This is a genomic window from Comamonas sp. B-9, assembly GCF_000410635.1.
Classification (GTDB): domain Bacteria; phylum Pseudomonadota; class Gammaproteobacteria; order Burkholderiales; family Burkholderiaceae_C; genus Comamonas.
In genome coordinates this window covers 82,717-97,194 of record NZ_KE148542.1, presented here as the reverse complement: position 1 = coordinate 97,194, position 14,478 = coordinate 82,717, and the positions used below count along the sequence as shown (strand labels likewise).

Annotated in this window: 15 protein-coding genes; 7 read left to right on the top strand and 8 right to left on the bottom strand. The window is 63.4% G+C overall.

The window, feature by feature from the left end; genetic code table 11:
* The 6 genes from H928_RS0108740 to H928_RS0108715 form a co-directional block, all read left to right on the top strand.
* Positions 1–473 (top strand): TlpA disulfide reductase family protein (locus tag H928_RS0108740; RefSeq protein WP_021026147.1); only part of this gene is annotated, 473 nt, incomplete at its 5' end.
* Positions 474–591: 118 nt separating this feature from the next.
* Entirely contained in the window at positions 592–1,044 is a 453-nt protein-coding gene (gene accB / locus H928_RS0108735; protein WP_021026146.1) for an acetyl-CoA carboxylase biotin carboxyl carrier protein, read from the top strand.
* 10 nt (positions 1,045–1,054) lie between these two features.
* Entirely contained in the window at positions 1,055–2,410 is a 1,356-nt protein-coding gene (gene accC, locus H928_RS0108730; RefSeq protein ID WP_021026145.1) for an acetyl-CoA carboxylase biotin carboxylase subunit, read from the top strand.
* 75 nt (positions 2,411–2,485) lie between these two features.
* A complete protein-coding gene (prmA, locus tag H928_RS0108725) occupies positions 2,486–3,406 on the top strand; it encodes a 50S ribosomal protein L11 methyltransferase (protein ID WP_021026144.1) in 921 nt (306 codons plus the stop codon).
* Positions 3,407–3,431: 25 nt separating this feature from the next.
* Positions 3,432–4,961: a zinc-ribbon and DUF3426 domain-containing protein gene (locus tag H928_RS0108720; RefSeq protein WP_021026143.1), complete on the top strand. Its 1,530-nt coding sequence runs from the start codon at positions 3,432–3,434 to the stop codon at positions 4,959–4,961.
* Positions 4,962–4,988: 27 nt separating this feature from the next.
* Positions 4,989–5,891, top strand: a complete 903-nt coding sequence (locus H928_RS0108715) for a carbohydrate kinase family protein (RefSeq protein ID WP_021026142.1) — start codon at positions 4,989–4,991, stop codon at positions 5,889–5,891.
* A gap of 36 nt (positions 5,892–5,927) precedes the next feature.
* Here the strand turns inward: H928_RS0108715 and H928_RS0108710 are convergent, their stop codons facing one another.
* From H928_RS0108710 to H928_RS0108675, 8 genes are all read right to left on the bottom strand, one after another.
* Positions 5,928–6,407 (bottom strand): GNAT family N-acetyltransferase, encoded by a 480-nt coding sequence (locus H928_RS0108710; protein WP_027010723.1) that lies wholly within the window; start codon positions 6,405–6,407, stop codon positions 5,928–5,930.
* Positions 6,408–6,442: 35 nt separating this feature from the next.
* Positions 6,443–6,880, bottom strand: coding sequence for a divergent PAP2 family protein (locus H928_RS0108705; protein WP_021026140.1), 438 nt, complete (start codon positions 6,878–6,880; stop codon positions 6,443–6,445).
* Positions 6,881–6,882: 2 nt separating this feature from the next.
* Positions 6,883–7,761 carry a decaprenyl-phosphate phosphoribosyltransferase gene (locus tag H928_RS0108700; protein WP_027010722.1) on the bottom strand — a complete coding sequence of 293 codons (879 nt, stop codon included), beginning with the start codon at positions 7,759–7,761 and terminating at the stop codon, positions 6,883–6,885.
* 4 nt (positions 7,762–7,765) lie between these two features.
* The gene (locus H928_RS0108695) at positions 7,766–9,193 is read right to left on the bottom strand and encodes a hypothetical protein (protein WP_021026138.1); all 1,428 of its coding nucleotides are present in this window, start codon (positions 9,191–9,193) and stop codon (positions 7,766–7,768) included.
* A 5-nt stretch (positions 9,194–9,198) separates the two neighbouring features.
* Positions 9,199–10,251 (bottom strand): bifunctional nicotinamide-nucleotide adenylyltransferase/Nudix hydroxylase, encoded by a 1,053-nt coding sequence (locus tag H928_RS0108690; RefSeq protein ID WP_021026137.1) that lies wholly within the window; start codon positions 10,249–10,251, stop codon positions 9,199–9,201.
* A gap of 173 nt (positions 10,252–10,424) precedes the next feature.
* Positions 10,425–12,125: an NAD+ synthase gene (locus tag H928_RS0108685; protein WP_021026136.1), complete on the bottom strand. Its 1,701-nt coding sequence runs from the start codon at positions 12,123–12,125 to the stop codon at positions 10,425–10,427.
* Positions 12,126–12,134: 9 nt separating this feature from the next.
* Positions 12,135–13,322: a nicotinate phosphoribosyltransferase gene (gene pncB, locus H928_RS0108680; RefSeq protein WP_021026135.1), complete on the bottom strand. Its 1,188-nt coding sequence runs from the start codon at positions 13,320–13,322 to the stop codon at positions 12,135–12,137.
* A gap of 69 nt (positions 13,323–13,391) precedes the next feature.
* Entirely contained in the window at positions 13,392–14,249 is an 858-nt protein-coding gene (locus H928_RS0108675) for a cysteine hydrolase (RefSeq protein WP_021026134.1), read from the bottom strand.
* Between the two features lie 167 nt (positions 14,250–14,416).
* Here H928_RS0108675 and H928_RS34045 point away from each other — a divergent pair.
* Positions 14,417–14,478: hypothetical protein (locus H928_RS34045; RefSeq protein WP_373604912.1), on the top strand; the 62-nt coding region annotated here is incomplete at its 3' end.

The window sequence follows — 14,478 nt, the reverse complement described above, 5'->3', positions numbered from 1 at the left end:
CCGCCGGTGCAGGCTGGGCCTGGGGGCGCCACCGCTTGGCCGAGCCCAGTGGCCCGGCGATGGACGGGCTGTGGGGCCAGGCCTTTGCGGCGCCCGGTGGGCAGACCGAAGTGCGCATGCAGGCCTTCCAGGGCAAGCCCTTGCTGCTGAACTTTTGGGCCACCTGGTGCCCGCCTTGTGTTGAAGAGCTGCCGATGCTCAACCAGTTCTACGAAGCGCAGCGCGCCAAAGGCTGGCAGGTGGTGGGTTTGGCGGTGGACCAGGATGCGGCGGGGCAGCGTTTTTTGCAGCGCACGCCGCTGGCCTTCCCCGTGGGGATTGCCGGCATGGGCGGCACGCAGCTGACGCGTGACCTGGGCAATTCCGCAGGCGGCCTACCGTTCACAGTGGTATTTGGTAGGCAAGGTGACGTTCAACATCGTAAAATGGGGCAACTTCTTGCATCTGACTTGCAAAATTGGGCAAGTCTATAAGGTGTGCAAGCCGGGACGGCAGTAGTGCCGTTGATCAAAAATCAAAGATATTGAGTCAAATAGGGCGAAATTGGAGTAAATTTGCGCCCTGTTTGATTTTCTAGCCGTTGGAGCTCCCATGGATTTACGCAAGCTGAAAACCCTGATCGATCTCGTGTCCGAATCGAATGTCTCGGAGTTGGAAATCACCGAAGCAGAAGGCAAGGTTCGCATTGTGAAGGGCGGCGGCGCTGTGGTGCAGCAAGTGATGGCGGCGCCCGTGCTGCCCGCTGCGGCCCCTGCAGCGGCCCCCGCTGCTGCCGCTGCGCCGGCAGAAGCTGCTCCCGCTGCGGCGCAAGGCCATACGGTCAAGTCGCCGATGGTGGGCACGTTCTACCGCTCGTCCGCGCCCGGCGCCAAGGCCTTTGTCGAGGTTGGCAGCCAGGTCAAGGAAGGCGACACCGTGTGCATCATTGAAGCGATGAAGATCCTCAATGAGATCGAAGCCGACAAGTCCGGCACGATCAAGCAGATCCTGGGCGAGAACGGCCAGGCCGTGGAATTTGGTCAGCCTTTGTTCATCATTGAATAAGGCCTCGCCCATGTTCAAGAAAATTCTGGTTGCCAACCGCGGAGAGATCGCACTGCGTGTGCAGCGCGCTTGCCGCGAGCTGGGCATCAAGGCCGTGATGGTCTATTCCGAGGCCGACCGCGACGCCAAGTATGTGAAGCTGGCCGATGAGGCCGTCTGCATTGGCCCGGCTCCGTCGGCCCAAAGCTACCTGAACATGCCGGCCATCATCTCGGCGGCCGAAGTGACCGACGCCGAGGCCATCCACCCTGGCTACGGCTTTCTGTCCGAGAACGCCGACTTTGCCGAGCGCGTGGAAAAGAGCGGCTTCCAGTTCATTGGCCCGACGCCCGAGTCCATCCGCATCATGGGTGACAAGGTCTCGGCCAAGCAGGCGATGATCAAGGCCGGTGTGCCTTGCGTGCCTGGCTCTGATGGCGAATTGCCCGATGACCCCGCGCTGATCCGCCGCATTGCCAAGGCCATCGGCTACCCGGTGATCATCAAGGCCGCAGGCGGCGGCGGTGGCCGTGGCATGCGCGTGGTGCATACCGAGGCTGCGCTGGTCAATGCCGTGCAGATGACCAAGGCCGAAGCCGGTGCTGCGTTCGGCAATCCTGCGGTGTACATGGAAAAGTACCTGCAGAACCCGCGTCACATCGAAATTCAGGTGATGGCCGACAAGTTCAAGAACGCCGTCTACCTGGGCGAGCGCGACTGCTCCATGCAGCGCCGCCACCAGAAGGTGATTGAAGAGGCGCCGGCCCCTGGCATTCCACGCCGCCTGATCGAGAAGATCGGTGACCGCTGCGTGGCCGCCTGCAAGAAGATCGGCTACCGCGGCGCGGGCACGTTCGAGTTTCTGTACGAAAACGGCGAGTTCTACTTCATCGAGATGAACACCCGCGTGCAGGTCGAGCACCCGGTGACCGAATGGATCACCGGCGTGGATATCGTCGGCACCCAGATCATGGTGGCCGCTGGCGAGAAACTGCCGTTCACGCAGCGCCAGATCAACGCGCAGATGCGCGGTCATGCGATCGAATGCCGGATCAACGCCGAAGATGCCTACAAGTTCACGCCATCGCCTGGCCGGGTCACCACCTGGCACATGCCTGGCGGCCCGGGTGTGCGCGTCGATTCGCATGTGTACGCCAACTACTTTGTGCCACCGAACTACGACTCGATGATCGGCAAGCTGATCGTCTATGGCGACACCCGCGAGCAGGCCATTGCCCGCATGCGCACCGCGCTGCTGGAGACGGCGGTCGAAGGGATTTCGACCAATATCCCGCTGCATTCGGAGCTGATGGTGGATGCCAAGTTCAATGCCGGCGGCACCAATATCCACTATCTGGAAGAGTGGCTGGCTGCGCGCAAGCGCTGATGCGCGCCCTTTCATCGTGATAGATGCTGGCATTTCCAAGGGAATGCCAGCTTTTTGCATTAAGGAAACCCTGTCATGTACGAACTGTGCCTGATGTGCCCGGAAGACCGGGTCGAGAGCGTGAGCGAAGCGCTGGATGCGCTCGATGCGCTCAGCGTCTCGGTCGAAGATGCCGATGCCCAGACCGATGCCGAGCAGGCGCTGTTTGGCGAGCCCGGCATGCCGCCGCCCAAGGATGGCTGGCAGCGCAGCCGCATCGTGGCGCTGTTCCCGCAGCGCGCTGCGGCCGAAGAGGCGCAGAGCCTGCTGCAGCTGCAGGATTTCTTTGCAGGCTGCAGCCTGCTGGGCATCCGTGAAGTGGCCGAGCAAGACTGGGTGCGCCTGACCCAATCGCAGTTCGCCCCGGTGGACATCACGCCGGAATTCTGGATTGTGCCCACCTGGCATGAGCTGCCAGCGGCCGCAACCCGCAGCATCCGGCTGGACCCGGGCCTGGCCTTTGGCACCGGCACCCACCCCACCACCCGCATGTGCCTGCGCTGGATTGCGCAGCGCGGCGCGCAAGGCCAGGACCTGGGCCGTGTGCTCGACTATGGCTGCGGCTCCGGCATTTTGGCCATTGGTGCCGCCAAGTTTGGTGCGGTGGATATTGATGCGGTGGACATCGACACCGCCGCCGTGGAATCGACCGAATACAACGCCCAGGCCAACCATGTGCAGCTGCGCGCCGGCTTGCCTGATGCCGCCCAGGGCGAGTACCAGACGGTGCTGGCCAATATCCTGGCTACGCCGCTGAAGGTGCTGGCCCCCTTGCTCTGCGCCCATGTGGCCCAGGGTGGCCACCTGGTGCTGGCCGGTATCCTGGAGCGCCAGACCGATGAGCTGAAAGCCGCTTACGCCCCATATCTGCAGCTGGACGTGGCCGATACCGAAGACGGCTGGGTGCTGATGACAGCACGGCGCGCAGCAGATTCCGCCACCGGGACAGGCCGCTGAACTTCTGACCCTACAATCCACTGCGATGAGCCAGATAACGCGTTGCCCCCAGTGCCAGACCCGCTTCAAGGTGGTGGATGACCAATTGCGCATCTCCGATGGCTGGGTGCGCTGTGGCAAGTGCAAGGCGGTATTTGATGCGCTGACGCACCTGGTAGCCGGCGCGCCGGCGGCAGCGCCCGCAGGCGCGCAGGCGCCAGCTGTGGAGCATGTCCCTGTTGCATCGCAGGCCCCGGCGGTCGCGCCATCGCAGATGGTGTCGCCTGCAGCTCCTGCACCCAGCGCAGAGCCCGCGCAGGAGGGGGCGGCGGTGCTGCGGACCGAGAACTCGCTGCAGGTGGACCCCAACGCCCAGGTGCCTGAGCTGTCGGTGCTGGTGTTTCCGCGCCGCGCCAATGCGAGCGGGGATTCGGGCTATGTGGATTCGTCCTGGATGCAGGCCTATGAGGAAGAGGCCCAGGCGCAGACCTCCGTCGCACCACCCGCAGGCCAGGACCGCAGCGGTCTGGAGAGCGAATGGCAGCCGATGGCGGACCAGCGCCCGGAATCGCTGCGCAGCAGCCGGGTGGACTTTTCGGCGACGGACGACCTGGCGGAGCTGCAAGCCCGCGAGGGCCGCTTGCTGGAGGCCATAGCCGAGCGCCAAAAGCCCGCGCAGGCACCTGTGCCGCCCGTGCCCCCTGTACCGCCAGTTCCAGCGCAGCCCGCTGAGGTGCCTGAGGCACCGGCGCTGTTTGTCGATGAGGTGGTGGCACCCGCTGCCCCGGCCGCAAAAGACCAGCAGCTGCAGGCGTCTGCTTCACCTCCGCCGTATTTGAGGCAGAGCAGCGCCCATGATCTGTCCGACCCCGCCCCGGCGGCGCGGCAAGAGGATGAGCTGCTGCTGGCGCCCGAGATGGCGGGCAGAACCATGGATGTCGGCAAGCTGGAGCCCTCGCTGGCTGCAGCCACCAACTATGTAGCGCAGATGGACGAGGCCGTTGCAGCTGCTGATGCAGCGGCTGCCGATGCAGCTGCTGCTGCAGGCATGGGTGCGGCCGCCGAGCCCGGTTTTGTGCGCGCCGCCAAGCGCAAGGCCTTCTGGCGCAAGCCCTGGGTGGTCGTGCTGTCGCTGTTGCTCAGCTTGCTGCTGTTGGCGGCCTTGCTGCTGCAGATCGCGCTGACCCAGCGTGACCGCCTGGCCCTGGCCCAACCCCAATGGCGCCCGGCGTTGCAAGCGGCTTGCCTCCTGGCGGGTTGCGAGATTGCGCCGCCCCGGCAGCTGCAGGCCGTCTCCATCGACAGCACCAGCTTCAATGCCGTGGGGCCGCGCCAGTTCCGGCTGCGCGTGGTCTTGCGCAATGGCGTTGACTACCCGGTCGCAGTGCCGTCGCTGGAGCTGAGCCTCAATGACGCGGCAGAAAAGCTGGTGCTGCGCCGCGTGCTGAGCCCGCAGGAGCTGCAGGCACCTGCTGCGCTGGACGCGCATGGTGAGTGGACGGCGGAGATGGTCATCCAGGTGGCAGAGGCGGCAGGTGATGTCGTGGGCTACCGTGTACTGGCGTTTTACCCTTGAATTTTTGATAACAGAAAGAATAGCTTCATGGCTTCGCTGATCTGCGGCTCGCTCGCATTTGACAACATCATGACCTTTTCGGGCCGCTTTGCCGACCAGATCATGCCCGATCAGATCCATATCCTGAACGTGTCCTTTCTGGTGCCGACCTTGCGCCGCGATTTTGGCGGCTGCGCCGGCAATATTGCCTATGCGCTGCACCTGCTGGGCGGCCAGGCGCTGCCAATGGCGGTGGTGGGCCATGATGGTGACGGCTATGTCGCGCATTTCAAGCAGCTGGGTATCGATACGCGCTTTATCAAAAAGCTCGACGACCACTACACCGCCCAGTGCATGATCACCACCGACATGGACAACAACCAGATCACCGCCTTCCACCCTGGCGCGATGATGCAGGCCCATGAAAACACCATCACCAAGGACTGTGGCGCAGCCATTGGCATCGTGGCGCCCGATGGGCGTGACGCCATGCTGCAGCACGCCGAGCAGCTGCATGCGGCCGGTATTCCCTTTGTGTTTGACCCCGGCCAGGGCTTGCCGATGTTCGATGGCAATGACCTGCGCCACTTCATCAGCCTGGCCACCTGGGTCACCGTGAACGACTACGAAGGCAAGATGCTGAGCGAGCGCACGGGTTTGTCGTTTGCCGAGATCTCTACCCAGGTGCAGGGCCTGATGGTGACCCTGGGTGCCGAGGGCTGTGAGCTCTGGGAAAACGGTGAGCGCACCCATGTGCCTGGCATCCAGGCCACGGCCGTGGTCGACCCGACCGGCTGCGGCGATGCCTGGCGCGGTGGTTTGCTCTGGGGCCTGGAGCAGGGCCGCCCACTGCGCAGCTGTGTGGAACTGGGCAACCGCATGGGCGCCTTGAAGATCGCAGCACGCGGCCCGCAAAACTACCAGCTGGATTTTGACCCCGCAGCGGTCTGAGGCGGTGGCTTGGCCCCTCCGGGCTGAGCCTTGTCCTCAACCCTTGGCAAAGGCCTCCAGCGCCTCGCCGGTCATCCGGTAGCGAATCCATTCGCTCTGCGGCTTGGCGCCCAGGCTGTCATAGAACTCGATCGATGGCGTGTTCCAGTCCAGCACGCTCCACTCGAAGCGCCCGCAGTCCTTGTCCACGGCAATGCGCGCCAGATGGCGCAGCAGGGCCTTGCCGGCGCCGCTGCCGCGGTGGCGGGGGTCCACGTACAAGTCTTCCAGGTAGAGGCCATTGCGCCCCTGCCAGGTGGAGTAGTTGAAAAAATACACCGCAAAGCCAATGGCCTGGCCATCTTGCTCGCAGACCAGGCCATGCGCCGTGGCGCCCGCGCTGAACATGGTCTTGTGCACATGGGCGGCTGTGGAGAGCACCTCGTGCTCGGCATTTTCATAGACCGCCAGATCGCGCACAAAGCGCAGGATGGTGTCGGTGTCGTCAATGGTGGCGGGGCGGATGGTCAATGGCATACGAAAAAGCCGCTGGGGCGCTGGCAAGCAAAGGCTCAATCGTACAACGGCAACCAGGCCTGCACTGCCCAGGCCAGCAGGATGCCGCAGACCACACCGCCCACAATCTCGGCAAGGCTGTGGCCCATGCGTTCGCGCAGCGGCGGGGCTGTGGGTGCCGCATCGGGAGCTTGCGCCTGAAGGTGGTTGATGGCCTGCGCCTGTTTGCCCACCTGCCGGCGCAGGCTGCTGGCATCTAGCACCACGATAAATGCCAAGGTCAGCGCGACGCCAAACGCCGGGTGGCCAATGCCCTGTTTGAACGCGACCAGCGCAGCCATGCTGCTGACAATGGCGCTGTGGTTGCTGGGCATGCCGCCATAACCGATCAAGCCAAAGGCGGGCTTGCCCGCGCGCAAGCTGTTGATCAGAAACTTGAGCGAGCCAGCAACCAGCCAGGCCAGCAACGGGGTCAGCAGATACGACAGGTCCATGCTTATCCTTTCAGCCCTGCCAGTGCCCAGAGGCAGACCAGCACCCAGGCCAGCACCGTCAGCAGCAGCGGCAGATCGCTGAGCAAGGCATCGGTAGGCGACTCACCGCCATCGAGCTTTTCCACCACATACCAGTAACGAAACAGCCCAAACAGGACCAGTGGTATGGACACCACCAGCTGCGGGCGGACTGACATCACAAACATGCTGTAGAACAGCAGCGCACCGGTGGCGGCGATTTCTGCGTAGCGTTCCACCAGTGACACCGAATACTTCTGCAATACTGCCCGGGCCTCGGTACCCGTTTGCAGCAGCTCCTGGCGCCGCTTGAGCGCCGCCAGATACAGCGCCAGGCACAAGGTGGTGACAAACATCCAGGCGCTGATTGGCACCTGCAACGCCTGCGCACCCCCCCATACGCGCAGCACAAAGCCGATGGCGATCGTGAAAATATCGAGCACGGGCTGGTGCTTGAGGTAGTAGCTGTAAGCCAGGTTCAGCGCGAGGTAGGCAGCAATCACCGGCAGCACCTGCGGTGCCAGCGGCCATGCGGCCAGCAGTAGCACATACAGCACCAGCAGCAGCAGCAGTGCCTGGCGCACTGTCACCAGGCCTGCGGCGAGGGGGCGGCTGAGGGATTTGCGGGGGTGCTTGCGGTCCTGCTCGATGTCGCGCAGGTCGTTGACGATATAGGTGGCCGAGGAGGCGACACAAAACAGCAGCATGGCCAGCAAGGCCTGCAGCACGGCATGCTGATCGGTGAACGACCCCGTGAACACCAGCGGCGCCAGCACAAAGCCGTTCTTGATCCACTGGCGCGGCCGCATCAGGCGCACAAGACCTTGCAGACGGTGGTAGGGCGAGGGGGGTGTCACGGACATGGCGCTATCTTGCCGCACGCAGGCGATCGAGCAGGCCAAAGAGCGCCCCCAGCCACAGAAGGATGAAGCCAGGCAAGAAGACCGCTGCATGGCGTTCGACCTCCAGCAGGCCATCGCCAAACACCGAGCTGAAGATGCTGTAGAAACACAGCAAGCCGCCCAGCCAGATGGCATGTGCCCAGAGGCACTGGCGCCCCCGAGGCAGCAGGGTATAGACAAAGGCGGCAGCAGCCAGCACGGCCATGACCGCAACCATCCCCAGGTACAGGCCCCGTGGGGCACTGACCATCAACGATGAGGGCGAGCTGGCATACATGCCTGGCGACAGCTCACTGGCATGGTGGGGATAAAGCTGGGGGAAAAATCCATAAACCGGTTGGTAGGCCTCTGCGCCCGCGAGCAGTGTCTTGGCAATAGTTGCTGGTTGCTGGGCTGCCAGGTTCAGCAGCTTCAAGCGGCTGATGCTGGCGACCTCCGGGCATATGTTCTCTTTGAGGCCATGGTTGAAGACATGGGCATTGATACCGGCCATTTGGGCGCATTCGGGACGCAGCCCGAGGCTGACGGCTGCTTCTTCTGGCTTGCTGGAATGCATCAACACGCCATAGAAGATGGTGTCGATGCGGTTGACGCGGTCGATGCCGGCATAGAACTCCTGGCTTTGTGCGGGGCGCAGATAGCTATGGCAGAAGCTGGCCACCAGCACCGCGCACAGCATGGCAGCGCTGTGCAAGCGGTAATGCCTGCCATTGAAGAGCACGAAGGCGGCAGCCAGCACAATGGCCAGGTAAAAGTACTGCTGGTTGGAAAACCCCAGCATAAAGGTCAGCACTGCCAGCAGCAGCGAGGCCCAGGGGCTGCGCGCGTACGCATCCAGGCGGCAGGCCAGCAGGGCCACCACGACGAACAAAGAAAAGAACAGGCTGCTAAAGACGGGGTAGAGCGACTGAAAGTACAGCAAGGTGCTCATGTCCCACCACAGCAGCACAAAGCAGGCACTGAGAAACACGCGCAGGCGCATGCTGCGCAAGGCCCACATCAGCGCAGCATAGGCCAGCAGCACAATGGCCAGTTTGGTATAGGCCAGATGCTGGATGGGGAAGGTGTCGCCCACGCTGTGGCCGAGCTTGAGCGCGCTCAGGTAAATGGTTTCGGCCGTCGGATTGCAAAACTGCCAGAGCCGCTCGTCGTTGTAGTGCAGCTGCGCGACCACCCGGTCGGGTGCAGGGCTGTGGAAGGCTTCGGACTGGGCGTCAAAGTTCCAGATGCCTACGCAGCCCGAGGTACGCAGGAAATCGAAGTTGTTGGGGTAGCCGAGCACCGGTGTGTGCGCGCTGAACGCCAGAAAACGACCGATACCCAGCAGCACCAGCACGGCAATGAGCAGCCAGGGCCAGCGGGCACCTTGGCGGTTGGAGACAAAGGCTTGCATGGGCGCTATTGTCCGTTGCCCGCCAGTACTTTCTGCACGATCTGGAAATGGTCCTCAAAAAACTCGGCCTCGCGGGCGCGTATCGCATCGATGCTAAGCCAGAAGGCCTCGGCCGCGTCATCGTCGGCGCGCACGGCGGGCTTGGGGCTGCGCTGCAGGTCGAAGTAGTGCACATGGGTGATGGTGCGGCCACGCTGGCTGCGGTCAGGGTGGTCGAACACGGTCACCGATTGCAGGCTGGCCTGCAGTTGGGTTTCGTCCAGCGCGCAATGCGTCTCTTCCTGCAGCTCACGCAGGCAGGATTGCCAAAGGCTGTCGCGCGGCTCGACAAAGCCGCCGGGTAAGGCCAGCAGGCCTTGGCCGGGCGCATGGCCACGGCGAATCAGCAGCACCTCGTTGCCGCAGCGCAGCAGCGCATCGACGGTGACAAAGACCGGCGGGTAGGGCGCTGCCGACCAAGAGGCCTGGTAGCGGCGCAGCATCTGCCATTCGGTTTGCAGCGCGGCGTATTCTGGGGTAGTGCGGAACTGCTGCAGAAACTGCAGCGAGCTGGCGGGCAGCATGTCGGCCAAGGGGGCGAGACTTGCTGCAGAGCCGTCGCCTTGCGTGCCAAAGTAGGCGTCGCGGATGGGGGTGGCGTCGATGCTGTTCTGGCGCGGCAGGCTGACCAGCTCCCAACCGGGGAAGTGGGCCAGGTAGCTGCTGCTCTCGTCCTTGAAGTGGCCCACCAGGCCAATGCGCGCACCCGGTGTGCTGTGGCTGGTGACGGCCTCGCGCACCGCGGTCACCCAGCGCGGCTCGTCATAGTAATCGCGGATGGGCACAAACACCAGGCGCGCTGCATCGGTGGGGCAGAGCGCTGCAGCAAACATCTGCGCACGCTCTTGCCAGGTGAATGGGTTCTTGGGGCTGCGGGCCTGCAGCGCAGATCCCAAGACCACCACCACCTTGCTGGCGCGGGCAAGCGCCTGCTGCAAGAGGGCCAGGTGGCCCAGGTGCGGCGGCTGGAAGCGGCCAATCAATACGGCCAGGTCATAGTGCTCGGTAGCTGCGATCATGTCTCGTTGTCTTGGTGCCTGCTGGGGTGCTGGTTGGGGATTATGCGCTGTGGATGTGCCGACTCGCCGCCCTTTGCCTTTGAGGATCCTCTGCAAGACCCGCGCCGAATGGGATGGAGGCGGATCGCCCGGGCCCAGGTTCAGAGCACGGCAGGCGGTTTTGCAAAGGGGCCTTACGGGTAGTAGGCCGCAATCGGCATTTGCCGGCCGGTGCCAAAGGCGCGTGGGCGCAGGCGCAGGATGGGCGGCGCCTGGCGGCGCTTGTACTCACTGCGGTGGACCATGCGCTGCACCTTGGCGAGGGTCTGGCGCCCGGCCTCGGTCTGCACAAAGCGATCGACAAAGAGGTGCGCGGCGTCGTACTCCAGGCTCGACAGGCGCTGACCTTCAATGAGGATCTTGAGGATCTCGTCGAGCACCGCATAGGGCGGCAGGCTGTCCTCGTCCTTCTGGTCGGGGGCCAGCTCGGCCGATGGCGGCTTGTCCATGATGGCCTGGGGGATCAGCTCACGCCCGGCGCTGGCATTGATATGGCGCGCGAGCGCGAACACCTCCGTCTTGTACAGGTCTCCGATCAGGCCCAGGCCGCCGTTGGTGTCGCCATACAAGGTGCAGTAGCCCACGGAGATCTCGGACTTGTTGCCCGTGGTCAGCAGCAAATGGCCGAAAGCATTGCTGTACTCCATTAGGATGGTGCCGCGGATGCGGGCCTGCACATTCTCCAGCGGCAGGCCTTGCAAGGGCGCGCCAAAGCTGGCTTCAAACTGCTGGGCATAGCCCTGTACCAAGTCGGCAATCGGGTGCGTGTGCAGCGCAATGCCCAGGTTGCGGCACAGCGCCACCGAATCGTCCACCGAGCCGCTGGAGGAATAGTGCGAGGGCATGGTGATGCCGACCACGTTCTCGGGGCCGAGCGCCTCGGCCGCCAGCGCCAGGGTCAGCGCCGAATCGATACCGCCGGAGCTGCCGACCACGACCTGGCGAAAGCCGCAGCGGCGCGCATAGTCGCGCAGGCCCAGAATGGTCTGCTGGCGGTAGAACTCCATCGTCGGCAGGCCTTCAGCCGGAGGGGTGGCGGGCTGTGTGCCATCGGGCAGGCAGAAGTCGCCACTGTCAAAGCCCAGCGTGCAGACGGATTGCACAAAGCGCGGCGCCTCCCAAACAATGCCGCGCTCGGGCTGCACCGCAAACGATGCGCCGTCGAACACGATCTGGTCCTGGCCTCCGATCTGGTTGACATACAGAATCGGCAGGCCATGGCGGCGCGAGGCATGGCTGAAGATCTGGTGGCGCTCCTCGCGCTTGCCAAGGTGGCTGGGGCTGGCATTGATGCTGACGACCACATCGGGGGCGGCATCGGCCATGCGCTCGAAGGGGTTGGTGGCGTAGTCGGCGCCGCTGTCGTTCCAGCCGTCCTCGCAGATCAGAAAGCCGACCTGCATCTGGCCGATGCGCAGCACCTTGGCCACGTCGCGGCCGGGCTCAAAGTGGCGGCGCTCGTCAAAGATGTTGTAGGTAGGCAGCAGCTGCTTGTCGTACTGCAGGCGGATGGCGCCGTTGTGCAGCACCAAGAGGCTGTTGTGCAAATGCTTGCCGGGGCCGGCGGCGCGGGTGGGCGCGCCCAGCACCCAGTGCAGATCGGGCAGTTGCTGGCTCTCTTGCAAAAGCCGCGCAATGCCGGCATCCACACGGGTGAGAAAATCGGGCTCGTCGAGCAGATCCCCGGGGTAGTAGGCGGTCAGCGACAGCTCGGCAAAGACGACCAGTTGCGCGCCGTCGGCCTGTGCCTGGCGGGCGGCGGCCAGCATCTGGTCGATGTTGCCGTCCATGTCGCCCACGGTGGGGTTGAGCTGGGCCAGGGTGATCTTGAGCATGGAGGCTCCTTACTGCGTCACATGGAACACTTGCTTGAGGTAGGCCAGGTAGGTCTCGTCGTCGCACAGGGTTTTGCCTGGGCTGTCGCTGAGCTTGGCCACCGGCTGGCCGTTGGCATGCGTGAGCTTCATCACGATGTTGAGCTGCTTGAGACCCATGTCGTTGGCCAGCTGGGTGCCGATGCCAAAGCCGCACTGGATGCGATCGGCAAAGTGCTGGTAGAGGGCCAGCGCGCTGTCCAGGGTCAGGCCATCGGAGAACACCAGGCGCTTGGCATGCGCATTGATGCGCAGCTTGGCGTAGTGGGCCAGCGCTTTTTCGCCCCATTCATAGGGGTCGCCCGAGTCATGGCGCAAGCCGTCGAACAGCTTGGCAAAGTACATGTCGAAATCGGCGAGGAAGGCATCCATGCCGACGGTGTCGGTCAGCGCAATGCCCAGGTCGCCCCGGTACTCCTGCACCCAGTCTTCCAGCGCAGCGATCTGAAAATCACGCAGGCGCACGCCATGGGCCTGGTAGCTTTGCAGGTACTCGTGGGCCATGGTGCCGATGGGCACCAGGTTCAGGTCGCGCGCCAGCAGCACGTTGGACGTGCCCTTGAACCACTGCGCCGTCTGCGTGGCAAAGGCCTGCACCACCTCGCGCTGCCAAGGGGCCGAAAAGCGCCGGCGCACGCCAAAATCAAACAGCTCAAAGGGGTGGCGGTGCTTGGCCTCCTGCGCCAGCTCCTGCAGCCGCACTATTTTTGCCCCCAGGCGCTTGCGCCCCTCGGCCAGCGCACTGGCCTGCTCAAAGCGGCGGAAGTACAGCTCGTTGACGATGGACAGCACAAAGATCTCAAAGCCCATCACATGCACCTGGGGGCCATGGGCAACAATATGCAGGCCGTCGCCATCGGGTTCGACCTCGATGAAATCACGCTGGAACTGGAAGATGCGCAGAAAGTCGATGAAATCGCTCTTCATGAAGCGCAGGCTGGCCAGGTAGTCGAGCTCGTCCTTTTTGAATTTCAGCGCACACAGCGCGTCGATCTCGGCGCGCACTTCTGCCAGCAGATCGACCAGCGGAAACTCGGTCTGCGAGCGGCAGACAAAGCGGTAGGTGGACTGCGTTTGCGGATGGCGATGGAGCATGGCCTGCCACATCGTGAACTTGTACAAATCGGTGTCAAGCAGGCTGGTGATGATGGGCTGCATACCGCGTCTTTCTCTGTCAAAAATACGATCCATCAGCGCTTGTCCCTCAAGCACCAATGGCCAAACGGCTTACAAACTGAAAGCCGTGCTGGTGCAGCAGCGTACACCGAGGGCGCGCATCTGCTGCAAAAAGGTGTCTTGGGCCGCTTCAAAACCGGCGACGGGGCTCATGCAGTCGGTCAGCAGGACGATACGCGAGAAATCCTCCGCGCCCCAAAGTGCCGCCATATGCTGCACGATGTGCTCGGTGGTGGCGCGCACGCAGTGGCTGCCCGCCTCACCGGCGATCACCAGGGTATCGGCCTGCGCCAGCTGCTGGAGCAGGGCGGTGTTGAGGCCGGTTTCCGCATCCTGCGGATCGGACACCTCGGCGCAGATGGCGCTGTAGTGTTCGGTGTAGGGGTTCATGCCCTTGAACACATGCTTGACTGCACGCTGGCGCTGGCTTTGCCATTGGCGGCAGGCGTTCAATATGTCGGCATGCACGCCATGGCCGATGCTGCCGATCTCGCAGTGCAGCGGCCAGACCATCAAGGTGTAGCGGCCCTGGGCTTCCAGCGCATCCAGATAGGCGAGGGTACGGGCCTGCTCGTCCGGGTTGCGGGGCTGGAAGCTGCCGTCGCGTATCTGGGCCGCCGTGATGGCGGTAAAGGGCTGCACCGTGCTGCCATCGCCTTGCTGCCAGAAGGCGGGGTGGGCAATGTCATAGGCCTGGTGGGAGTCGAGTGTGACGGTGATGCCATCGAGCTGCGCAGCATGCTGCAGCAGCCATTGCGCCAGGCGTTGCATGTCGGCATGCGCCCCCGCCACCGGCAGGCTGGGGGCATAAGGCGCGGGGCTTGCCGCGCTGCTGGGGCGCCAATCTGGCGGCAGATCGCAAAAGTCGTTTTGCGGGTCGATGATGAGCAGCTGTGTGCGTTGGCGCATGTCTTTCTCCTTCGATGTGAGGCAGTCTACGCTTGTTAAAATATTTTTGCAACTAACTAATTAAAAGAGGTCGAAGCAAATCTTTTGCCTGAAGTCTGTGTTTTTATTGATTCTGGGTGGCTGCAGCGGCATACTGCCCTTCATGAAAAAGACTTGGTACAGAAATGATGCAAAGTGAAGCCGCCTCCATCCAGGTGCTGACCACCGTGGATGTGGTTGTGCTGACCTT